The organism is Oligoflexus sp. (genome assembly GCF_035638955.1).
Taxonomy (GTDB): Bacteria; Bdellovibrionota_B; Oligoflexia; order Oligoflexales; family Oligoflexaceae; genus Oligoflexus.
Genome location: NZ_DASQYZ010000124.1, coordinates 40,174 through 61,200, shown reverse-complemented (window position 1 = coordinate 61,200; position 21,027 = coordinate 40,174). Strand labels below are relative to the sequence as shown.

Genomic DNA, 21,027 nt, shown 5'->3' with positions numbered 1-21,027 from the left:
TGATTTCATTACTAAAATGCACGCCCCCGCCTTTTGGCGGGAGCATGCCTGTTCAGCTGTTAGTCCGACGGCATCGGATTAAACAGCCTCGACTCAAATCGGAAAAGGTCGGGCTGCATATCCTGGGCTGGCGCGTCGACAACTGTGGGATTCACAGCCTCCACATGCCCTTCAGGAACCGTCTCGACCTGTCCTTCTCGTGGCGGTTGAACCTGCCCTTCATCATGGATTCGCCCCTCGGCGCCGGTGCTGGGCGCCGTCGACGTTCCGGATGCGGGCGCCGCTGTTTCAGGCTGCGGCTGTCCCGTGGTTTGCGCGAAAGATGGAATGGAATATGAGGTCAGGACCATGAGTCCCATCGTAATTAATTTTTTTGACATGGCAAAGTCCTCCTGAGCGTCCTTTGCAATAACTGCAAAATCTGGACCTTCTGAGGATGTGTCAAACTTAGGAGGCCTGCCGAAGCAAAGGGGGTTGGGAACCTTCATCGAACTCAGCAACGTGACGTCCTCTCGGGAATGAATTCCCGAGCATCCCTTGCATCAGGCGATCCGCCCAAGGCTCAGCGTCTCACGTCCGAGACGGAGAATGTTCGTTGCCGCATTGACATCGCGGTCATGGACCACTCCGCTTGGGCAGGACCACTCTCTTATACCAAGGCCACTCAGTCCACACGGACCTGTCTTTTGCAAACAGACCGAGCAAGTGACCGTGGAATTTCGCTCATTGATTTCGAGCAGCCGTCCTCCCCGCCTCGAGGCCCATTCAACCCACATCTGAAAAAGTGGGTATTTTGATCCTGCCTTTGTAAACATGACGTGCGGCATGATCGTCGCGAATTTTCAGATTCAGCTCATCTAAATCCACGCGTTGAAACGTGCCCTGCAGCGGAGCGGGGCAATTCTCCAAGGTCCGCGCCTGCACACAAAGGATGTCCCCTTCAGGCAAGGGCTTCTGTAAACGATAATGCTTACGGAACTCATCATACCCACGCGCGCCATGAACCAAAAGCTGATCTACAACGGCAAGCCAACAGAAAATAAAAATGCCACAACCGTGCCCCAAGCCGAGCGTAAAAGCGCCTAAACCAAAGCCCTTGGTTGCTCAACCGCAGCTGCCGCCTGCTACCGTTCTTTTCCGTTTTCCATCCTAAGCGTCTTCTCCTATAATAATGCAACTCCCCAGCAATCATGTGATGCGTGCCCCGAGGCGGCTCGTTGGAGACTTGCAATGAAACTCAAGGCTTTCACAGTTCCGCTGGTTTTGCTCTCTCATGGGACTTTGATGCCGATGCAGGCCAGAGCTGCGACCCTACTCGCCAGCTATGGAGCGTTTGAGAAGACGGACGTCCACAAAAGCTTTTATAAGTTTGAAGTGGCCCAAGACAAGGGTGGACTTGGGGACTTTGAACTTGCCAGCCTCAATCACATCGATGAAAAAACCATCCGCGATTCCATTGAATTCGTCTCCCGTGGGCTTGGATTTGATTTCGAACCGGTTCGACTTCATCTCGATTTGGGCTATATGTTTTCCATCGATAAGTTTGCGCTCGATGAAATTGACTATGGAATCTCTCGCAGTGTCCTCGGCGCTGGCCTCAAACTTGATTTAGGGTTTCTGCAACTGCGTGGATTCTCGCGTTCGTATGTGCCGTATGGATCGGCCAAGACGCGCATCGATTCCTTTACGCTGACCTTTAATCCCTATCCCTACCAACAAAGTCAGGCGGGAATCGCTCTGCGCGTGGGTTTTCTCGAAGTCGAGGCTGATGCGGGACGGTTTGATAAGCTGCGGGGTCGCTACGATATCCTGGGCCAAAACTATAGGATCGACCTGCCTGGTGTCACGTATGCGAAAGCCGCCGTGGTTCTGAAAGGTAACAAACATTCGATGCTGCGCCTGGAGGCCCATAAGGTCCTTGAAGATCATGGACGCCGGGAAGAGTTTCATAAATTGATTGGCTCTGCCATGCATCGTGACGCCTACGATGGAGGTTCCCTTGGGATCGGTTTTGAGTTTTAAACCATGCTGGATCATGCTGGGCTGTATCCTGATCGGTGCCTGTTCCAATCAAGAGGATAAGCAGGACACGGTGATTGCCGTCGAGGCCAAGGTCTTTGATGTCACCATTCAGAGCCGTACGCCCAACACCTATAATTACAATGCGGACTCAGCCTCGGTCGGGCAGGAGGATTATGGTCATGAAACGCGCATCCTGCTCGCCATTCCTGATATCCTCACGCTCTTTCGGGATGACGTCATTCTCAGTTCCATTGCCCATATCGAGATTCAGCTCGTCGCCAATGAGGGAACGGTCAATCCCGACAATATTCAGCTGGGTTTTGTGAGCCAGAACTGGACCCCGTACGCGACCTGGAATTCCCGCTTCTCGTTGGCGTCGGATCAGGATTGGGCTACGCCGGGAGGCGATCTGCTGGATCTGGCCCCGGTGTCACCGGATGTGGAAAAGGTGGCCGACGGCTTGAGTCACAAAAAGCTTATGTTCAACGTTACCGATTCCATAATAGCTGCTATCGATGCTGGCGAAAAAATACAGGGATTTTTGCTGCAGATCATTCCGAGTGATGTGAACGCCGGGAATACGAGTAAAATTTTTACCTCGAATCATTCCTCGGCCTACGCTCCGAAAGCTATCCTGACCTTTAATAACGAGGACATCCTCCTGCCATGAGAAAATTCATCGCCGCGTCCCTGGCCCTCACTGGTGTCGCCTGTTCGGGAGAAGACAATCCGGGCAAATCGCCGAACTTCAATGACGATGATATCGTAACGATCAGCGGTCAGTTTCTGGATGCCAGTAACCAAGGGCTGCCGAGCACCTCGATTGCGCTGCGCAACCTGCGCGTCTTTGCCTATATCAATCCCAGTCAGACCTATTTTAAAGAGACCCTCAATTGGTTTATCTCCCTGGCCTTTCCGATGTTTCCCACTTACGAAAAGGCGTCCCAGAAGGTCAAGCCCAATTACTTTCTCAAGGATGCGGTGACCGCACGGGATGGCACCTTTCGCTTCCAAATGCGAGGGGAGGAGGTTCTGCGTGATGCAGACGGTGGGATCAACATCACCCTGATCAATGATGGGGATGGAACCTCGTCAGCCTATGCCAAGTATAATTTTGTCGTCAAAAGTGCGACAACCACTCTGGATCCGATTGCACTCTGTGACCTTGGAGAAACGGTCCACGACAATGCCCAGACTTTGGATTGGTCATGGACCCTGCCTGGGTACACTCTGGATCACTATGAAGTCCGTATTGCCGATGCTCAGGACAATTCCTTGCTTTGGGCCAGCCGTGTGGAGGCCTCGGCTACGCAACTCAGCCTGCCCAAGAGTATATTTCAGGCTTCCACGTTACGTTATGCGATCGAAGTGTTTTATCGCTTTGAAGATGGGTATCAGACGTCATGCTTGACCCCGAGCCGGACCATCACCATAACGAATCCTGTCACGAACCTGGCCCGAAATAAAAAGGCCATCGGCGAGAACATCGACTTTGTTGTGACGTCCCTAACCAATGGCAGGTTCAATGATGTCAGCTATTTTGCAGCCTATAACACAAAATCAGTCATTATCGACCTTGAGCAGAACACCCTGATCAGCAGCATTAATGTTCATAACCTGCTGCTGACCAGTGATGAAGCACCGAACGAGCTGATCTTTGAAGGCGCCACGCAGACCGCACCGAATACCTTTGTCTCCATCGGTCTGGATGGGGAGACGCCTCTGCGCTTTGGCAACTATCAGCTTCCTATACCCGGTTCCTATGCTCGCCTGCGCATGTCAGCCGATCATGTCCTGTCCAGCCTGCAGGAAATCAGCGTCCAGTAAAATCGCGAATGTCAGCTTTGCCCTTTGGAACGATGCAAGGTCGTGAAGAAGAACGAGCCCTGTCGTTCCACACGCAAAAGCACGCGCTCCTGGTCTTTCGTAAGATCCCAGAATTCCCGGACCCTGGTGACCGGTTGATTGTTCACCGCTAAAATCGCATCGCCAATCTTAAGACCGGCCTGTTCTCCAAGCGATCCGGGCGCCAGCGCTTCGATAATAAGACCGCTGCGTCCGGCCAGCCCATGCTGTCGCGCCAGGCCCTCGCTCATGGGCAAAAGACTGAGTCCATAAACTTCATCCAATCGCGGACCCACAGGTGTTTTGGTTTTAGGGTCGGCTGCAACATTCTCTTCCGGATAACGGCCGAGCTGGACCTCCACCTCCTGGGGCGTGTTAGCGCGCAGGACGGTGACCTTGATTTTTGAATCAGGCGCCATCAAACCCACAGTGTTGGTCAGATCTGCTGGATTGCGGATAGGCGTTTCATTCACTCGCGTGATGATGTCACCTGCTTGAAGATTGGCTGTGCGCGCGGGACTGGCTTCCGCAACATTGGCGACCAGAACACCTTCGGTTCCGGCGGGAACGCGCATGGCATCCAGAAGATTAGTATCCAGGGGCTGCAATTGGACACCCAGGTAGCCGCGTTCCACTTTACCGGACTTGGTGAGTTCATCGGCAATGCGACGAGCCAGGTTGGAAGGAACCGCAAAGCCAATCCCATTATAGCCACCCGAGCTCGAATAGATGGCTGTATTCACACCCACCACCTGCCCCGCGATATTCACCAGAGGGCCACCGCTATTGCCTGGATTGATGGCCGCATCTGTTTGTATAAAGTCACCGAGCTCAGTGATATTAAGATTGCCTCGACCCGTAGCCGAGATCACCCCGAACGAAACGCTGGCTTCCAAACCAAAAGGCGCCCCCAAGGCCACAACGAAATCACCAACCTTGGCCTGCAGAGAATCCGCAAAAGGCAGAGCAATCAGACCTTCCTTGGCCAGATCAGGCACAGTGATTTTCACCAGGGCGATATCAGTGCGTGCATCACGACCCACGACTTTGGCTGGGAATTGGCGACCACTGGGGAGTTTGACGTTGATTTCATCGGCGCCTTCAACGACATGATTGCTGGTCATGATCAAGCCTTGCTCGGCATTGATCACAAAGCCGGAACCCAGGCCTTCCTGCCGAAGCGTAGGAGGCTCCTGTGTGGGGGCTCGGGGTCGGGTGGCATTGGGTCCAAAGAAAAATTCGAACAGGTCCACCGATTCAAAGGGCGTGCCGCGAACCATCCGCGCTGTCGAGACCAGCACCACACCCTGATTGACTTTATTGGCCACGGTCGCCACGCCCCGCGATATATGTTCCAGTGCCGCAAGTGAGGCTTGTTCCGGCGATACAGCAGGAACGACCGCGGCAGCTGGCGTGGGCTGGGCTTGAGGCTGATCCTCTGGTTTAACAGCAGGAGTTTTGGTACAGGATGTGAGGAGAAAGACGAAGACACCACTCAGCAGAATGCGGCGGCGTTGCAAGAGATCCAGAATCAACGGCATAGAAAGCCCTCCCGATAGTCATGAGCGATTGGCCGCTCCTGCCACCGGGTTAACTTTATGCCTCCTTCGTCAAAAGTCCAGCCAGTGAAAGACCCTACATAATTCTGCGGCAACCTGCGGGTTTATGCAGATCGGCCTGCGGCCTCCGCGGCGGCTGCCGGCTCATGCAAGTATCCGCTACGACTGCTGCTGATTAATGCGCCGTATCCGCAGAAAAGTTGTATTGAAACCCAAACGACACAATGCGACCGCCCATATTCATGTTCCCGAAAAGCTTGCGTCCTACCGCCAGGTCGGTCATCTTAATTTCCCAATCCACATTGCGTACAAGTCGGCTTTTGAACTGCGTGCCAACTTCCCACGATGAAGAAAATCCATGCCGGGCCTGTTCACTGTAGGCAGTGTCGGTCGAATTATTTTCCGGTTGAACAAACAGCGAAACCACACCGGCGCTGGCGCCAAAAAACGGTTCCACTCCCAAGAGACGTTCCGTATCACCCTCCAGAAACGTCTTGCGAAAACCGCTGTGAAGAGCCGTCAGGCGCACGTCGTTTTCCAGATTGGCGACACGATTCTTGAATTCATAATACACCAGTGTCGATGACCAACTCAGGCCATTGTCGCGAGGCACGCCCAGACGCAGAAGGTAGCTGGGCGCATCATCCTGATAGACGCCGTTGACGACGCCATCAAACGGTTCGTATTGCCCAACCGAGAGACCCACTTCATATGCCAAAGCCTTGTGCGCGTTACAGGCCAGCAGCAGAATCAGAAGACGGAGGCAGTTCGATCTTGAAGTCATCGCGAATCTTTCCCGTGTGATCAATGGTTCGGAATTGCAAAGCTGAATTCAGGAGTGAGACCTGAATATAATGATAGAAAGCAGCATCAGGACCTGCCGACGTGTGAAGCGGCGAGCCGGCTCCTCCACTGACGACATAGGTGATGCCGTCTTTTTCCAGACGGGAGTAGCTATGTTCATGACCAGCAATGACAGCGGTCACCTTATAGGTTTGAAAGAGCTGGTGCAAAGTATCCGTCGGCTGGAGCGGTTTATCGCGATGATGATGCTGAGGAAACGGAGGCCGGTGCGTGAAGACCATACGGAAGCGAGCTTTTTGAGCGGCTTCGGAACTGAGCTGAGCCTCGAGCCAGGCCAGCTGCGTCGGCCCAATCACGCCCGGTTTGACTTCAAGATCTTCGGAATTGGTGAAAATGCAGAAACATTCGCCTATCTGCTCGACTTCATATCCCGGCTGGGCCAGCTGGGGAAAAACCGCAAGAAAGAGATCGTAACTCCGGGCATCACCCACATCATGATTGCCGATAACAGGGTAGAACTTCTGGGCTTGGTAATAGGTTTCCGTCAAAGCCACGAAGGATGGCCACTGCTCGGAACTCTGATGGGTGGAAATCATATCACCCAGATGCACAGCCGCTCGAGGCATGCCGACCATAACCGAGCGATTCTGCAGAACGGAATACATATCGTTGCCATCGCGACTGTCACCAAAGATGCTGAAATAATATTCGGCACCACTCGGAAGCTGGTCCGTGGTGGAACGTTCCGAGGTACCGCAGGTCGCAAGGACCAGGGCCAGATAAACATTAAAAAACGTCTGCAGTTTTTTCAAAACCGCCTCCGGGTTGAGCCGTGGGATAAGGCTGCTGAATGCAGCAGGCTTCGCTGATGGCTGTTACTTTATTGCGGTAAGTAAATTTTACTGGGTCGAGGGGGTTTGGGCAATCACTGAAATGCCCACATTGGAAAAAAGACCCTCACAATGACTTGGCAAAGGTTGTGCCCCGGTCGGCCTTCGTATAAGCTGAGGCCCGGCGCAGCATACGTTTGCCTAGGGGGGTGATCTATGGATTGGGAGCAAACTACGGTTACAATCGAGTCCAGCGCGGGTCGCAGCATCTTGATCACAGACAGCATTGTGAAAGCCTGCCTCGGTCTGGCCAGAATTCAAGTGGGGTTTTTACACCTATTCCTGCGTCATACCTCGGCCTCGCTGACCATCAATGAAAACGCTGATTCTGATGTCAGGCGCGACCTTGATATGGCGCTCCATCATATCGTGCCCGATCGATTGGATTTTCGCCATACGGCCGAAGGCAAAGATGATATGCCGGCTCATGTGAAATCGTCTTTAATGGGAGTCAGTTTGCAGATTCCCATCAACCAGGGAAAATTACTGCTCGGCACATGGCAGGGCATTTACCTTTGCGAGCATCGGAGTCTTGGCCATAACCGCGAGATCGTGTGCACGATTTACGGGCGCTCCTGAGCGCCCTTCGCTTACTTAAGGGCCAGCACATCAAAGTTAACGCTGACCGACGGCGTTCCATTGTTATTGCCCACATAGGATCGGCAACCATTGGGCAGATGGGTTCCGGCCTTTCCGGAAATCTGCGCATTCACTGTCAGACAAATGAAAAGAGCCGGTCCCTGCGTGGCGCCCGTATCATCCGTGCCGGCGATAATGGAGCCGTTGGGAATGGTCGTGGCGGTGGCATTGGCCGCGCCTCGGGCCCAGCGAATCAGATCGACAGGATTGCCTTTATTGGCCATGAGCAATTCGTAATTGATGCTCCGATAGACGACACCACCATACTCATAAAAGCAATTGCCGGCTTTGAGATCATTGTTAGCCGTGAACATCGAGCCAGGCTGCAATCCACGGGTTTGGCCGGTGGCAGGATCCGTATGCCGGGCACGGCAGATATAGCGTTTATTGGCGGCGCGGGCTTCCAAAGCCACCTGACCGGCCTGGACCAGATTATTCTGGACCCAAAGCAGCTGCTGCTTGCTCAGCGTCATGCTCCTGGTGACCGGAATCGAAAAGCGCCGGGAGCTGTTATAGGCAATGAAGGTGTAGTTCCAGCTCTCTTCATTTTTCACGGACTTATCGATAAATTCCGCCATCGGGCCAGCCACCATTACGGTTCCGTTGCCAAGCGGCTGGTTTGCAGCATATTCCTTGCCGTCTTCGGGCAGGGCAGATAGCGGCTCCCGACTCCGCACGACCAGCCAATTGCCAGTCGGTGCTTGGGGCGTAATTTTGATTTCGTTATTGCCTTCGATCATATCAATCGTATTGCTCATGCTGGGGAGCTCAGGTGTCCAAACCCAGCTGGCCATCGTTGCATAATCCTGCTCGTCACCCGCTGCATTCTTGCCAATGACACAAAGCGCAACGATCGCAGGGCTATCTTTCCGACTGGCGAGATCCAGTTTAATGGGTGTATTCGCAGGAGCATAATTGGAATAGCCCGACGACTGCTGACACTCAGTCAGAGCATCGACCATTTTCCATTTGTATTCGGCAACGCCTGTGACGCTGATATCATACTGAGAATTTGGGCTTTTCGTATCCGGATATCCAGCAAGTTTCGCCAAAGCTGGTTCGGATGTTTTCACAGCATTGGCTGGATCTGTGGGCGCACGTTCCTGATTGCCCGAGGTGGCTGCCGCCGGTGGCGCTTGAAATATAGGTGCAGATTTTTTCGAACCTTGCTGTAATTCTTTGCAGGAGCTTGCCAACGTGAAACTCACAATGACAAACATAGTTTGCGAAAACCGTCCCATAGCCGTCTCCTGTGTGCACTCGTTTGTCACGATAGTGCAAAACAAAGGCCATACGGAGGCGCTTGGGCAAAGGGTTGTTTTCGCACATGAAAGCTAAACTCACCGGACGAAGCAGTCGGTTTATCCTGGGAAAATCCGCAAAATTTCTGGTCAGCTTGTCAGAATTATTCAACACCCGCTGGCATCGGCCGCTGGATCACGAATGTCATGCGATCACCCTGATCGTGATGCGTCTGCTCGTCCATGGAGTCACCCAAGCCAGGGTTTTCGACTAGAAGTTTTTGCATATCAGAGCGCAAAGCGGCTGGATCGCTGTGGGGGGAAGCTTCAATCGTGCAGGTTGCACCTGCGCACACAATCGAGTGAACTTTCACCGAATCCTTTTTTGTCAGGATGTTTTCAAGGTGCTTTTCTCGGGCTTCGTCTCTGGTCTCGCTCGCCGTAACGGTTGTGGTCGTTTGCGTTTGACTCGCGCGGGGCAGGGTTATGACGGGCAAGGTGGCGTCATCACCCCCTCGGGTCAGCATGGTCCAGACGGCTGCAATGCCAAGGACAAACGCAAAGGGTAAGACTGATTTTCGTTGCATAAGATTCGATCCTCCTGCCTGCTGGCCCTTTTATACTTCAATCCGACAGGCAACAGAAGCCGGCTTATAAATTGCCTTCCGAACAAAGCATTTATTTTTTCTGTAAGAGGCCACCCATCCCCCATTGCAATCTCACGACTTCTGTCTTTTTCATTTGACACGCGCACGCCTTGCGATAGCATGCATCGTCTTTCCAAGTAAAAGTGAGGCTTTCAGGATGAGTCAGGGTGCGGCTTTTGATTTTGTCATAATCGGTTCTGGGTTTGGCGGTAGCGTTTCGGCTCTGCGGTTGGCCGAGAAGGGTTATACAGTCAAAGTTCTCGAGCAGGGGCGTCGGTTCGAAGCTCGTGATTTTCCGCGCACAAATTGGAATATCAAGCGCTGGATGTGGCTTCCATTTCTGAATTTTCTCGGCCCGTTCAAGATGTCGCTTTTTAGTAATATTACTGTTTACTCGGGCGTCGGTGTCGGGGGAGGCTCCCTGGTCTACGCCAATACTCTGCCCGTGCCTAAAGATGGGTTTTTCAAAGCCCCCTCATGGTCCCATCTTGCCGACTGGAAACAGCAGCTTTTGCCTTTTTATGACACCGCCAGACGCATGCTGGGTGTCGCTACCAATCAGCATTTCACCTTGACCGACAAAGTCATGGAAGAGATTGCGGAAGAGATCCACTGCAAGGATAAATTCCAAGCGACGGATGTCGGCGTATTTTTCGGAACACCGGGTAAAACCGTCGCCGATCCTTATTTTCAGGGTGAAGGTCCCGCGCGGACGGGCTGTACTTTCTGTGGAGCCTGCATGACCGGATGCCGGGTCGGGGCCAAAAACACTTTGGATAAGAATTATCTGTACCTGGCTGAAAAAAAAGGCGCCACGATTCAACCCGACTCCAAGGTGATTGCGGTCAAACCTTTGCCAGACCAGAGTTATGAGTTGACTGTTCGGCGTCGTAAGGGATGGCTCCGCTCGGCCACGGAAAAGATCAGAACCAAAAAGGTCGTATTCAGCGGCGGCGTGTTGGGAACGGTCGAGCTTCTTCTGAAAATGCGCCAGAATCCCAAAGGGCTGCCGCAATTGTCGTCGGCCTTGGGCCAGTTCGTACGGACTAACAACGAATCCATCATCGGCGTTGTCACGAGTGATTCCAAATATAATTTCTCCAAAGGTCTGGCGATCAGTTCGATCATTCATACCGACGAACATTCGCATCTGGAACCGGTCCGCTATGGGGGCGGCTCAGGATTTTTCCGGTTGCTGATGGCGCCGCATGCACCAGGCGCCAACGTATGGAGCCGTAGCCTGGCCATGTCCACAGCTTTCGCTGTGGAACCGATGCGCTGGCTCAAAGTCATCCTGAAGCCTAATTTTGGCAAGCAAACCCAGATCCTGCTTTATATGAGAAGTCTCGACGGAACGCTCAGTTTTGTGATGAAGAAAAGGCCCTGGTTCGCCTTTAAAAGCACGATGGGCACCACCTTGGGTGCCGACGGGAAAAAGCCGCTCGCCTTTATGGAAGAGGCCACACAGCTGGCCAAAATCTTTGCCAGAAAAGTCGATGGTCTGCTTGCCAATGTCTTCACTGAATCCGTCTTTGGGATCGCCTCCACGGCGCATATCCTCGGTGGCTGCTGCATGGGCGATAGAGCCGAAGAAGGCGTGATCGATCATCAGCATCGCATCTTCGGCTACGACGGCCTCTATGTGGTCGATGGATCAGCGGTATCCGCGAATCCTGGCGTCAATCCCTCGTTAACCATCACCGCGTTGGCCGAACGCGCCATGAGTTTTATTCCGCCTAAAGACCAGAGCTGATGCTCCCGGTTCTGCCACCGGGATTCATGAGCCATGCTATATCTTTTTTATTGGGGTGCAAAACATGACAAGGACATTACCAAAGGTTGCCATCATCGGCGCAGGTTCCAGCGGCATGATCGCCTGTCGCGAATTGAAAGTTCGCGGCATACCCTTTGACTGCTTTGAAAAAGGCAGCAAGGCCGGCGGCAATTGGGTCTTCAAAAATGACAATGGAATGTCGGCGGCGTATCGCTCCCTGCATATCAATACCTCGCGTCAGCAGATGGAATTTGTCTGCTACCCCATGCCCAAACATTTCCCGACGTTTCCGCATCATAGTCAGATCGCGGAGTACTTTGATTCCTTTTTGAACCATTTTCGATTGAAAGAGAATATCACGTTCAATACGGAAGTGAAAAAAGCCGAACCTCTTCAGGATGGCAAATGGCAGCTGACTCTCTCCACGGGTCATCGCCCTATTTATGATGCTGTGATCGTGGCCAACGGCCACCATTGGGATGCACGCTGGCCTGAACCGGCCTTTCCTGGACAATTCAACGGCATCACCATGCACTCGCATGCCTATATGGATCCGACCGATCCGCATGACATGATCGGTAAAAATGTTCTGGTCGTCGGCATGGGCAACTCCGCTATGGATATCGCCTGCGAACTGGGGAATCGCGGGGTCGCAAAAAATGTGTTTCTCTCCGTCCGTTCCGGCGCGCATATCATGCCCAAGTTTTTTGGCAGCAAACCCTCTGATGGATTTTTACGCCATCCCGGCCAAAAGCCTCGCTGGTGGGAACACATCGTCCCTTACCATCTCTTTGAAAAAATGGCCTTTCCCGTCATTGCGTGGAAGATCAGAAAGGCTGTGGGTCGGCCGGAAGATTATGGTCTCCCCAAACCCAAGCATGATTTCGGCATGTCGCACCCCACCATCTCCAGTGAAGTGCACATCCGTCTCGGCAGCGGTGATATCAAACCCAAGCCCAACATCAAGGAACTGCAGGGTGATCATGTGCAGTTTGTCGATGGCTCGGTGGAAAAAATCGATGCCATTATCTATGCGACCGGTTACAAAATCAGTTTTCCCTTCTTTGAAAAAAACGTTCTGCCCTATGAGAATAATGATCTGCCTCTCTTCAAACGCATGATCACCCCACGTTATGATAACCTGATGTTTCTGGGTTTAGTCCAGCCGCTGTGTTCCATCATGCCGATCGCCGAGCTGCAATCGTCTTTCATGGGCGATTATCTGCTGGGCAAATACCGTCTCCCGGACAAGGAATCGATGGAAAAAGTTATGCTTGCCGAGCATGAAATGATGAAGTCCCGTTATGTGAAATCGCAGCGGCACACGATCCAGATCAACTGTCTGGAGTATACCTACGATCTTCGTAAGGAACTGCAGGCGGGCTTGAAACGCGCGAAACGCTTCTCGGAAGTGCCTCAGGCTTTGCCGGCGACGTTTCCCACGACGGTACGAGCCTGATGTGAACAAACAGCCATGGACTTATCACACGCATGAGGATCTGGCGCCGGGCATCAGGCGCCTGCTCCGTGGCAACCAGTTCATGCCGCGATTCGAGCGTTTGCCTTTACCCGTCAGCCGTTATCTCATGGAACGGGCGTCGCAGTTGACCAATCCCCGTCGCAATCCGCGGCTGATCGAAACACGGCTGGCTCCCTTTCCTCAAGTGCGGGTCACGCTGCGGCGCTGGGAACCGCGTGGCAATACGGGACCCAAACCGGTTGTGCTTTACCTTCATGGAGGCGGCTGGGTTTTAGGCAGCAGTCGATCGCATCGAGGGTTTTGTGAACTGATCGCGGATGAAGCCCAGTGCAGTGTTTTTTCACTCGATTACCGGCGGGCTCCCGAGCATCCTTACCCAGCCGCTGTTGAAGACGCCGACATGGCCTTTCAATGGCTGCAGGAACAAAGAGAGATCTGGGGCTGGCAGGATCAACCCATCGTGGTGGCAGGGGACAGCGCGGGCGGGAACCTGGCCACCATTCTGTGCCGACGCCGACGTGATCGCGGGGAAACGCTGCCGGATGCGCAGCTGCTCATGTATCCCGTGACAGATTTTGCGCAGAATACGATCTCCTACCAAAAATATGCGTCAGGCTTCATGCTCACGCGCTCGCTCATGGATTGGTTCATCCTTCAGTACCGAGCCGCTGGCCAGCACGATCATCATGATATTGCGCCTCTGCACTGTCAGGACCTGCGTGGCCTGCCGCCAACCTTTATCGGACTTGCCAGCTGCGATGTGCTTTTGGATGAAGGACGTGAGTATGCCAAACGTCTGCAGAGCGCCGGTGTGCCCGTGACCCTTCGCATCTTTTCTAACATGATTCATGCTTTTGTGAATTTGCTTCGTGTTCCTGAAGCCCTCGCTGCGGCTCGGGAATGTGTGGGTTTCCTGCAGGATATGTTTCACCAACATCAGCCAACCACGAAGGACAACCAGGATGGACAATCCAACACCGCAAGTCGTTGAAGCGCCCTGGCAGCTTAAGGGCAACGGTTATATGTTCCTGTATAATTTCCCTAAGAACTGGGCCAGCAAAGCCCATTTCATGCCGATCGAACAGAGCGGAGAATTCCAGGGCGGCCTGGGCACTTTGATGCTCGTCGACTATGAAACATCCAATGTCGGCCCTTATCGGGAATTGCTTTTGATTCCCGGGAAATTCTGCTGGCTCAAGTTTCGGAATTACGCCATCAGTCGGATCTGGGTTTCATCCCAGACCAGCGTCGTGAGTGGACGAGCCAACTGGGGCATTCCCAAGCAATTGGCGGATTTTCATATCACAGCCAAGGCTGGACGACGTCAGAGCTGGGAGGTACAAACGCCCGAAGGTCAGATGTTTTTTAAAGCCGATCTGAGTCACAGCCGTCTGCCCTTGCCCATTCACACCGCACTGGTGCCGTTTCCTCTTTTGCAAACTTGGGAAGGGCGTCGTTATCTGACCAAATTCAAAGGCTATGGTTTGGGCCATCTGGCGAAGCTCGAAAATCTACAGATCAACGGCGATATTTTTCCAGATATTACGCCGAAAAAACCTTTGATTGGCCTGCGTGTGGATCCCTTCCATATTCGCTTCCCGGTGCCGCAGATGATCGAAGCTCCGAATGAAACATGGGACCGCGGCTTCATTGGTGCGATTCAAGCCCGTCAGTGACTGTCATTCAGGGGGTCCTCCATCAGGTTCCCCCACTCGTTCCGATTACTCTTGCAATAATTTTCAGCCTGCCTCACCATTTGTCCATCAGCCATCAAACTGAGGAAAATCATGCCACAATACCCGATACGAATCGGTTTGACCCTCTTGCTTGGAATGAGTGTGCTTGGGGCCTGCGGAAAATCGCAATCCAAAAAACGGGCGCCCGAAACTGGGGATTGGCCCGGCAATAGCGCGACGGGCGATGATTGGTTTAACCTGGACAGCACGGTCGGAGGCATCAACATCGATCGGGTTTATGCTGATGACGTCTTTGAGAATGACGTGATCGTCGCTGTCATTGATTCAGGCGTGAGCGTGACGCATGAAGACCTGAAGGATCATCTTTGGACCAATCCGTCGGAGATTCCTGACAATGCCATCGATGATGATGGCAACGGCTATGTGGATGATATTCATGGCTGGAATTATCTGGTGGCTGGCGATGGTTCCACGATCGAAATGGAAACCTATGAAGTCACCCGTGAGTTGCGTCGACTGACACGTCTGCAGGCGGAGCGAAGCCTGAGTGCAAGCGAACAGGCTTACCTTCAGGATGTGCAGACAGTCTATGAACGCGGCAAAGCCCGTAACCCAAACTCTCCTCAGTATGATGTGAATTGGGAGCAGAGGGCGGACGATCCCAATGATTTCACGCCTATCGATGCAGCCCATCCCGCCTACGGCAACAATAAAGTTCTGGATCTGGCCGGTCATGGCACGCACGTGGCTGGTATCATTGCCGCCAACCGCAATAATTCGGTTGGGATCGATGGCATCGCCGATCGTGCCCGCATCATGGTGCTTCGTGCTGTTCCCGATGGTGATGAGTATGACAAGGATATTTATCATGCGGTCCGCTATGCCGTGGATCATGGCGCCCGTGTCATTAATATGAGCTTCGGCAAGGATTTTTCCATGGACCCGACCAAGGTGCAGGAGGCTTTTCTTTATGCGTATGAGCATAATGTTTTGCTGGTGCACGCGGCAGGCAACGCCGCCTATGATATGGATCGTTCGGTCTTTTTCCCGTCACGGGCCATCAACACGACCCAGGCCTTTCAGGACGGTTGGCTGGAAGTCGGGGCTGTGGGCCGCGGTGAGAATTCGCCCCTTGCGTCTTTTAGCAATTATGGCAAATCCAGTGTCGATCTCTTCGCCCCTGGTGTGGATATTCACTCCTCCGTTCCTGGGGATAGCTATGCGGCTTTCTCCGGCACCAGCATGGCCTCGCCGGTTGTAGCCGGTACCGCGGCTTTGATGATATCCCGATTTCCCGAACTAACCGTGAGTGAAATCCGCACGTTGATGCTGGAGTCGGTGCGAACCACCAACAGCCAGGGTCAGCCCTTGGCGGTAGGGGACAAGGCCATCGCGGGTGGAGTGGTGGATGCTTATGCCCTTTTGCAGAGGGTCCGTCAACGCTAGGAATCTAAGATTTCCCTGCCTCCTGCCGAAAAGAGGGGGAGACATCCCTTTCAGGAGGCAGAATTATGGGTCCCGCAAAAATCAAACGCTGGTTTGAAAATAGAGGCGTCGCTGTCAAAGCTGTAGCGACTGTAAAAATCGCTGGTACGCCTGTCATCACCGGCTTTCAAATCACGACAAAGAATGGCAAAAAGGGCAAGATCGACGCCAAGGCTCGGGCTCATGATCTGGAAAACCTGCGCCGTGAACTCCTGAAAGCCTAACTCCTGCTGTCAGCGTCCCCAACCTTGGGGACGACTTCTTCCGTCACAATCTTCTCTCTGAGCGCATTAAACCCTGAGGACGGTTTCTTCCGGACTGGATCCCGCATACCTTGGCGGCCTGGCGCCACAACTCGCGGTTTCTTTCTATTGTCGCCGTCCGGGAAGTATGGCAGCTTTGGCCTGCGTGCCGAAGGAGCTTTCATGCGCTACATATATTCAACTTGTCTCTGTTTCAGCAGTCTCGTGACGAGTTCGGCAGTGCAGGCCTTTCAACTTCAGTATCGTGCCTATCAAAGCCTGGCTAAGTTGTCTCATCGCAGCGCCCAAGTTCCCACAGTTTGGAACGGTGCCTACCTGAACGGCGCGCCGCAAGTGACAAGTCAGTCACGCAGTGCCGATCAGACCGCTCTGAACAGCCTGGGTCATGAGCTGAGCCTGGGCACCGAACTCTACTACCCCTATGTCTATTTGGACGTGGGAATGGCACAGACTTATTATTATCCGGGTCCGGATCAAAAGATTGAAGACCTGGCACCCAAGGCTGGACTCCAGGTCCTGACCAATGTGCAGGATCGATGGATGCCGTTTGCCCGCGTGGGTCTTTCCCAGCACCATCTGAAACTGATCAGCAATCGCGTGGAATCACGTTCCTTGCCGCCAACGCTGGGCTTGACCGCGACTCAGGATCGGTTTGCCGTGAAGCGGGAGTGGCAGGATAATCCACGGCTCTGGAACGCCGATGCGAGTCTCGGCTGCAAACTGTATCCCGTACCCACAACCGCCATCATTGTGGAATATCGTTACAGCCAAAGTTTAGGCGGCATCACCATCCGTGAGAAGGAAACGGGCACAAGTTCCTTTGCCAATGATGCCGGCTTTACCAGTGAGCGCGAATTGCCAGGCGTGCGATTAACTTCGCAGGAACTGAGTCTGGCCATCGAAGTCGAACTCTAAGGGGGTCCGACGCCTCGCTTAACGTTTCTTGAGACGAGCCTTGACCGGCCTTTGCCGCTGAACAGCCGAGTGGTTCGACACGGCTTCCCTGAGATAATCAGAAAACAAGATCATTCCATACAAAATCACCAGTTGAATGACGAATCCGAGCAAAAAGAGGTTCATACTGTTTCTCCTTGTTAGAGTCAGTGACGGACGATCAGTTTTTTAGAACATGAACGGGAACGATTTATTCAGCAGGCTTCAGATTAAAATCACCGCTGACACTATTGAAGGTCAGCTCGCCTTTGGGGCCTTCGCCAAAGGAACCCGTGGCGCCGCGATGGCCAAAGCCTTCATCGGTTTTGGTTGAGCTCGGCAAGCCTTCAAACGAGGCGCTCACGCCTTCCATTTCAAAGTTAAAGGCAACTGTCCTGGCCGCTTTGAAATTCACATCTCCCGAGACTGAATTCGCCTCGAATTTCTTGATGCCCGACTTGAGGGTCGCATTCAGATCACCGGAGACACTGTTGTAGTCGATAGCCAGGGCTTTATTCAAAATTCCAGGCTCCAATTTCACATCGCCACTCACGGTATTGATGCTCAACTCTTTGGTCGGAGCGGCCATCAGCGTCAGGTCACCCGATACGCTGGTCACTTCAAAGGAATCGGCCAGAGCCAGTTTTTCAACGTTGATGTTACCCGTGATGTTAGTGAATTCAAGCTCACCCGCGAAACCTTTGGGCAGCTGGATTTCGCCCTGCAGAGGGCCTTTTTTCGTCACTTCGAGTTTCAGCTCGCCAACGGATTCGATAACCGTCCACTCTTTGGGCGGCAGGTAGCCTGTGAACACAAAGCGAATCTGATCATCCGCGCTCTCGGTGATTTTCCAATCGGTAACATAGGAATTGATTTCGATATCTTTCAAACCCTTACCCGTGAAACTTTCCGTCAGAGGCTCTTTCTTCCGCAACGGGTTATTTTCGTCACCACCAAGCGAATCCCCGCTATCGCTGTTGGAGATATGAATCGTCTTGCCGCCGCGCCTGTCCTTATCGTCGTCGCCCACGAAGATGTGCAAGTCTTCCAGGCCTTTAAAGTTGAGGCCGTCTTTGGTGTTGGCGGCAAAGGCTTCGCCAATACAACTCGATGCACAGCGGGAATCAAAGAACTTACCGAGACCAAAGGTAATCAAAGTGAATGCCCCAAGGCCGATGGCGATGTTTTTCATGCGGTTTTCCATAGTCTTTCCTTCCTTTTATTCTGTGATCAGTCGGGTTGTATAACTTTCGCATTCAATTTGATGTACTTCATCAGACCCATCAGAAACCAACGGCTCAGCTGATAGAGCACAATGGAGGCCAATAAAGATGCACCAAAAATCGAGAGACTGTAAAAACTCAGGGCGAGCTTGGTGGACAGGTCGATGGTGGCCGGTGTCGCAATATTCCCCACCAGGATCGCGATGCTGAAGATGAGTCCGACAAAGACCGCGACTCCAGCCAGCAACCAGGACGTTCCCAGCAGCAACGCCAGACCCAGAATCGGCCACAGCATAAAGAAGAAATTAAAGGCCAGGATCGATATCACCACCAGGAAGGCCCTGGCCATGTGATAAAGACTGGTCGTAAATCTTTGGCCTTCATGAGGATTGCTGATACGGGTCAGGTGATAATCCGCAACAAAGGTGCGGCCCAGCGTCCTGGGATCGCCCAGGGCGGCGCCAATCTCCTCGTCCGTCTTGCCCCGTTCCCGGGCCTCGTAGATATGCGCACGGTAATCAGCGAGCACATCGTCACGCTGTGAGGTCGGAAGCGGACTCAGAGCCCTTTCCAGTTCCGTAATAAAGTTATGCTCTTGCATGATTGTCCACCTCTTGCAGAAGATTTTGCATGGCCGTTGCGAACTCATCCCATTCGGTCCGCATTTCTTGATACACTTCGCGTCCCTTGTCCGTGATGCGATAGTATTTTCGCGGTGGACCCTGGTCGGATTCCCTTAGATACGTCTCAAACCATCCATCGTTCAAGCAGCGCCGCAGCAGAGGATAAATCGTCCCCTCTGATATGTCGATATGGCGTGAAATATTCTCAACCAGCTCATAGCCATAGCGGTCTGCATGGGACAGGACGGCGAGAACGCAGAGCTCAAGGCTACCTTTTTTCAATTGAGTTCGCATGTTGCGTTCCTTATGCCGATAATCATGCCCTTACGTGTAGGGACAGGTATTTTGTAACACACGCTACACGGCATTGCAAGGTACCGTGTTAAGAACTTTACGGTATGTCACAGTGAAATCTTGAGTCGATTTTATATCACCTGTATTTTCGACGTATTGCGGTGGTTCTGATCTCGCGAAAGAATGCAGGAGCCAAATCTCTACCATCTGGGAGTGCCTGCCATGTCCGACGTTTCCAAGGCTGCGATAGCCACATTTCGCGCCGCTCTTGAGCAAGCACCCTTGGGCGTCTTTCGCAACGCTGAGCAGGGTTATGCAATGATCCCGGCTTCCCTCCATCCCTTGGTCCTGCCCGATCACCAGTGGTCCGAGCTCCAGCATGATGCAGGCTTGGTCCTGTCAGCCCTGGAAAAAGTGAGTGCCTCACTGCGGCAGAATTCACAAAGCAGCCTTTTGGTAAACCTTGCGCCCTTGGAAAAAGAACCAGCTGACTTTGGTGGACTCGCCACCGCGCGCCTGGATCTGTTTTTTGATGGTGATGATCTGATTGTTATTGAAGCCAATACGACCATTCCAGCGATGCAGGCTTACAGTGATATGATCAAGAGCGCTTACCTGCAGGCCTTTCTCCCCAGTAAAATGATAAAGAAGCCAACCAATACCCAGGATCTGCTGACAGCATTGCTGCAACACTATGAACGGACCGGAGGGCGCAAGCCGAAACCGACCATTGGCATTGTCGCGCGCGCAGGTGATTCGCAGTTTGCGGAGCTGCAGTGGCTGCAAAAGAAATGGCAAGAGCAAGGTCATGAGACTCTGGTGGTCACTCCTGATGCCCTGGTCATAAAACAAGGGCAGCTTTATGCCCTGAATATACCGCTTGATCTCGTCTATCGGCACATCTTTGCGCATCGTCTGCCGCGAGCTTCCGCTTTCGCCGAAGCGTGTTTGCATGCGGATAGATATCGTGTTTTTAATCCGATCGCCGCGCACCTGGAAGCGAAAAGCACTCTTGCGGAACTGTCCCGCCAGGCTGCAGATCCTCGATTAAGCCAGGCTTTGGCCTTGCATGATGATGAAATCAAAGCCACTCTACGCCGCGTGGTCTGGTCAAGAATCTTGAAACGCCAGGAAACATCCGGCCCTGATGGATCTCGTATTTCTGATTTGATCACCTGGGTCCAGGCTCACTCGAATGATCTGGTGGTGAAAAGCAGTCTAGGCTATGGCGGGCACGGCGTGTTTATGGGATCCAGCTTTCATGAACGCGAGACCCAGGAGCGTGCACAAAAGTTTTTAGGTGCCTCTGAGCCCTTGTCCTGGAGTGACTTTATTGAACACCTTGTCCAGACTGGACCTGATCAGTGGATCGTCCAGAAAAAGGTATCCGGCCGTAAAATGCAAAACCGATTTTTGGTGAATGGTCAGGTGGTGGAACAGGAAACGTATGTGGACTGTTCGATTTTCACCAGCTCAGGCATTTCATTTCGGCCATCAGGCGGAGCGTGCCGTTTTTCTTCGGACGCCATTGTCAATATTGGTCAGGGCGGGGGGCTGATGGCCTTGCTGCTGGAGAGTGAACTTTAATACGGTTGAGAGGAGAACTGG

23 protein-coding genes are annotated in these 21,027 nt (G+C 53.0%); 12 read left to right on the top strand and 11 right to left on the bottom strand.

All coding sequences use genetic code 11. The features are described 5' to 3' along the window. Positions 1–59: 59 nt before the first annotated feature. Positions 60–380 carry a hypothetical protein gene (locus VE954_RS12200; protein ID WP_324953062.1) on the bottom strand — a complete coding sequence of 107 codons (321 nt, stop codon included), beginning with the start codon at positions 378–380 and terminating at the stop codon, positions 60–62. A gap of 162 nt (positions 381–542) precedes the next feature. Next, positions 543–776 (bottom strand): zinc ribbon domain-containing protein, encoded by a 234-nt coding sequence (locus tag VE954_RS12195; RefSeq protein WP_324953214.1) that lies wholly within the window; start codon positions 774–776, stop codon positions 543–545. A 454-nt stretch (positions 777–1,230) separates the two neighbouring features. Between VE954_RS12195 and VE954_RS12190 the strand changes: the two genes are divergently transcribed. Genes VE954_RS12190 through VE954_RS12180 form a run of 3 tightly spaced genes read left to right on the top strand, consistent with a single transcriptional unit; the run spans position 1,231 to position 3,849 of the window. Continuing rightward, a complete protein-coding gene (locus tag VE954_RS12190; protein ID WP_324953060.1) occupies positions 1,231–2,022 on the top strand; it encodes a hypothetical protein in 792 nt (263 codons plus the stop codon). Further along, on the top strand, positions 2,000–2,692 hold the full coding sequence (locus VE954_RS12185) for a DNRLRE domain-containing protein (RefSeq protein ID WP_324953058.1): 693 nt from the start codon (positions 2,000–2,002) through the stop codon (positions 2,690–2,692). Before VE954_RS12190 ends, VE954_RS12185 begins: the two co-directional genes overlap by 23 nt. Then, the gene (locus VE954_RS12180) at positions 2,689–3,849 is read left to right on the top strand and encodes a hypothetical protein (protein ID WP_324953056.1); all 1,161 of its coding nucleotides are present in this window, start codon (positions 2,689–2,691) and stop codon (positions 3,847–3,849) included. Before VE954_RS12185 ends, VE954_RS12180 begins: the two co-directional genes overlap by 4 nt. Positions 3,850–3,860: 11 nt before the next feature. On the opposite strand, the gene VE954_RS12175 is transcribed toward VE954_RS12180, so the two are convergent. The 3 genes from VE954_RS12175 to VE954_RS12165 form a co-directional block, all read right to left on the bottom strand. After that, positions 3,861–5,408, bottom strand: coding sequence for a Do family serine endopeptidase (locus VE954_RS12175; protein ID WP_324953054.1), 1,548 nt, complete (start codon positions 5,406–5,408; stop codon positions 3,861–3,863). A 193-nt stretch (positions 5,409–5,601) separates the two neighbouring features. Further along, on the bottom strand, positions 5,602–6,210 hold the full coding sequence (locus VE954_RS12170; RefSeq protein WP_324953052.1) for a hypothetical protein: 609 nt from the start codon (positions 6,208–6,210) through the stop codon (positions 5,602–5,604). Beyond that, positions 6,158–7,042: a metallophosphoesterase family protein gene (locus VE954_RS12165; protein WP_324953050.1), complete on the bottom strand. Its 885-nt coding sequence runs from the start codon at positions 7,040–7,042 to the stop codon at positions 6,158–6,160. Before VE954_RS12165 ends, VE954_RS12170 begins: the two co-directional genes overlap by 53 nt. A gap of 234 nt (positions 7,043–7,276) precedes the next feature. Between VE954_RS12165 and VE954_RS12160 the strand changes: the two genes are divergently transcribed. Further along, on the top strand, positions 7,277–7,699 hold the full coding sequence (locus VE954_RS12160) for a secondary thiamine-phosphate synthase enzyme YjbQ (RefSeq protein WP_324953048.1): 423 nt from the start codon (positions 7,277–7,279) through the stop codon (positions 7,697–7,699). An 11-nt stretch (positions 7,700–7,710) separates the two neighbouring features. Here the strand turns inward: VE954_RS12160 and VE954_RS12155 are convergent, their stop codons facing one another. Both VE954_RS12155 and VE954_RS12150 read right to left on the bottom strand, forming a co-directional pair. Continuing rightward, positions 7,711–9,000 carry a hypothetical protein gene (locus tag VE954_RS12155; protein WP_324953046.1) on the bottom strand — a complete coding sequence of 430 codons (1,290 nt, stop codon included), beginning with the start codon at positions 8,998–9,000 and terminating at the stop codon, positions 7,711–7,713. A 164-nt stretch (positions 9,001–9,164) separates the two neighbouring features. Next, positions 9,165–9,587 (bottom strand): hypothetical protein, encoded by a 423-nt coding sequence (locus VE954_RS12150; protein ID WP_324953044.1) that lies wholly within the window; start codon positions 9,585–9,587, stop codon positions 9,165–9,167. Between the two features lie 217 nt (positions 9,588–9,804). Between VE954_RS12150 and VE954_RS12145 the strand changes: the two genes are divergently transcribed. The 7 genes from VE954_RS12145 to VE954_RS12115 all read left to right on the top strand — a co-directional run bounded on the left by VE954_RS12145 (position 9,805) and on the right by VE954_RS12115 (position 17,261). After that, positions 9,805–11,400, top strand: a complete 1,596-nt coding sequence (locus tag VE954_RS12145; RefSeq protein ID WP_324953042.1) for a GMC oxidoreductase — start codon at positions 9,805–9,807, stop codon at positions 11,398–11,400. Between the two features lie 64 nt (positions 11,401–11,464). After that, entirely contained in the window at positions 11,465–12,880 is a 1,416-nt protein-coding gene (locus VE954_RS12140; RefSeq protein ID WP_324953040.1) for a flavin-containing monooxygenase, read from the top strand. Position 12,881: 1 nt separating this feature from the next. Further along, entirely contained in the window at positions 12,882–13,892 is a 1,011-nt protein-coding gene (locus VE954_RS12135; protein ID WP_324953038.1) for an alpha/beta hydrolase, read from the top strand. Next, complete coding sequence (locus tag VE954_RS12130; RefSeq protein WP_324953036.1) at positions 13,864–14,577, top strand: acetoacetate decarboxylase family protein; 714 nt, start codon at positions 13,864–13,866, stop codon at positions 14,575–14,577. The genes VE954_RS12135 and VE954_RS12130 overlap by 29 nt, the downstream gene beginning before the upstream one ends. A 111-nt stretch (positions 14,578–14,688) precedes the next feature. Then, entirely contained in the window at positions 14,689–16,044 is a 1,356-nt protein-coding gene (locus VE954_RS12125; RefSeq protein ID WP_324953034.1) for a S8 family serine peptidase, read from the top strand. A 65-nt stretch (positions 16,045–16,109) separates the two neighbouring features. Continuing rightward, entirely contained in the window at positions 16,110–16,307 is a 198-nt protein-coding gene (locus VE954_RS12120) for a hypothetical protein (protein WP_324953033.1), read from the top strand. A gap of 201 nt (positions 16,308–16,508) precedes the next feature. Next, on the top strand, positions 16,509–17,261 hold the full coding sequence (locus tag VE954_RS12115; RefSeq protein ID WP_324953032.1) for a hypothetical protein: 753 nt from the start codon (positions 16,509–16,511) through the stop codon (positions 17,259–17,261). 18 nt (positions 17,262–17,279) lie between these two features. On the opposite strand, the gene VE954_RS12110 is transcribed toward VE954_RS12115, so the two are convergent. The 4 genes from VE954_RS12110 to VE954_RS12095 form a co-directional block, all read right to left on the bottom strand. Beyond that, positions 17,280–17,426, bottom strand: a complete 147-nt coding sequence (locus tag VE954_RS12110; protein WP_324953030.1) for a hypothetical protein — start codon at positions 17,424–17,426, stop codon at positions 17,280–17,282. Positions 17,427–17,490: 64 nt separating this feature from the next. After that, entirely contained in the window at positions 17,491–18,483 is a 993-nt protein-coding gene (locus tag VE954_RS12105; protein ID WP_324953028.1) for a DUF4097 family beta strand repeat-containing protein, read from the bottom strand. A gap of 26 nt (positions 18,484–18,509) precedes the next feature. Next, on the bottom strand, positions 18,510–19,103 hold the full coding sequence (locus VE954_RS12100; protein ID WP_324953026.1) for an HAAS signaling domain-containing protein: 594 nt from the start codon (positions 19,101–19,103) through the stop codon (positions 18,510–18,512). Further along, positions 19,090–19,419 carry a PadR family transcriptional regulator gene (locus VE954_RS12095; protein WP_324953024.1) on the bottom strand — a complete coding sequence of 110 codons (330 nt, stop codon included), beginning with the start codon at positions 19,417–19,419 and terminating at the stop codon, positions 19,090–19,092. The genes VE954_RS12100 and VE954_RS12095 overlap by 14 nt, the downstream gene beginning before the upstream one ends. 222 nt (positions 19,420–19,641) lie before the next feature. Here VE954_RS12095 and VE954_RS12090 point away from each other — a divergent pair, with 222 nt between their 5' ends. Next, a complete protein-coding gene (locus VE954_RS12090) occupies positions 19,642–21,006 on the top strand; it encodes a hypothetical protein (protein WP_324953022.1) in 1,365 nt (454 codons plus the stop codon). Positions 21,007–21,027 lie beyond the last annotated feature (21 nt).

Coding starts and splice junctions, on each gene's coding strand:
- VE954_RS12200 (WP_324953062.1), bottom strand. CDS start 380: ATGTCAAAAAAATTAATTACGATGGGACTCATGGTCCTGACCTCATAT.
- VE954_RS12195 (WP_324953214.1), bottom strand. CDS start 776: ATGTGGGTTGAATGGGCCTCGAGGCGGGGAGGACGGCTGCTCGAAATC.
- VE954_RS12190 (WP_324953060.1), top strand. CDS start 1,231: ATGAAACTCAAGGCTTTCACAGTTCCGCTGGTTTTGCTCTCTCATGGG.
- VE954_RS12180 (WP_324953056.1), top strand. CDS start 2,689: ATGAGAAAATTCATCGCCGCGTCCCTGGCCCTCACTGGTGTCGCCTGT.
- VE954_RS12175 (WP_324953054.1), bottom strand. CDS start 5,408: ATGCCGTTGATTCTGGATCTCTTGCAACGCCGCCGCATTCTGCTGAGT.
- VE954_RS12170 (WP_324953052.1), bottom strand. CDS start 6,210: ATGACTTCAAGATCGAACTGCCTCCGTCTTCTGATTCTGCTGCTGGCC.
- VE954_RS12160 (WP_324953048.1), top strand. CDS start 7,277: ATGGATTGGGAGCAAACTACGGTTACAATCGAGTCCAGCGCGGGTCGC.
- VE954_RS12155 (WP_324953046.1), bottom strand. CDS start 9,000: ATGGGACGGTTTTCGCAAACTATGTTTGTCATTGTGAGTTTCACGTTG.
- VE954_RS12150 (WP_324953044.1), bottom strand. CDS start 9,587: ATGCAACGAAAATCAGTCTTACCCTTTGCGTTTGTCCTTGGCATTGCA.
- VE954_RS12145 (WP_324953042.1), top strand. CDS start 9,805: ATGAGTCAGGGTGCGGCTTTTGATTTTGTCATAATCGGTTCTGGGTTT.
- VE954_RS12140 (WP_324953040.1), top strand. CDS start 11,465: ATGACAAGGACATTACCAAAGGTTGCCATCATCGGCGCAGGTTCCAGC.
- VE954_RS12130 (WP_324953036.1), top strand. CDS start 13,864: ATGGACAATCCAACACCGCAAGTCGTTGAAGCGCCCTGGCAGCTTAAG.
- VE954_RS12125 (WP_324953034.1), top strand. CDS start 14,689: ATGCCACAATACCCGATACGAATCGGTTTGACCCTCTTGCTTGGAATG.
- VE954_RS12120 (WP_324953033.1), top strand. CDS start 16,110: ATGGGTCCCGCAAAAATCAAACGCTGGTTTGAAAATAGAGGCGTCGCT.
- VE954_RS12115 (WP_324953032.1), top strand. CDS start 16,509: ATGCGCTACATATATTCAACTTGTCTCTGTTTCAGCAGTCTCGTGACG.
- VE954_RS12110 (WP_324953030.1), bottom strand. CDS start 17,426: ATGAACCTCTTTTTGCTCGGATTCGTCATTCAACTGGTGATTTTGTAT.
- VE954_RS12105 (WP_324953028.1), bottom strand. CDS start 18,483: ATGGAAAACCGCATGAAAAACATCGCCATCGGCCTTGGGGCATTCACT.
- VE954_RS12100 (WP_324953026.1), bottom strand. CDS start 19,103: ATGCAAGAGCATAACTTTATTACGGAACTGGAAAGGGCTCTGAGTCCG.
- VE954_RS12095 (WP_324953024.1), bottom strand. CDS start 19,419: ATGCGAACTCAATTGAAAAAAGGTAGCCTTGAGCTCTGCGTTCTCGCC.
- VE954_RS12090 (WP_324953022.1), top strand. CDS start 19,642: ATGTCCGACGTTTCCAAGGCTGCGATAGCCACATTTCGCGCCGCTCTT.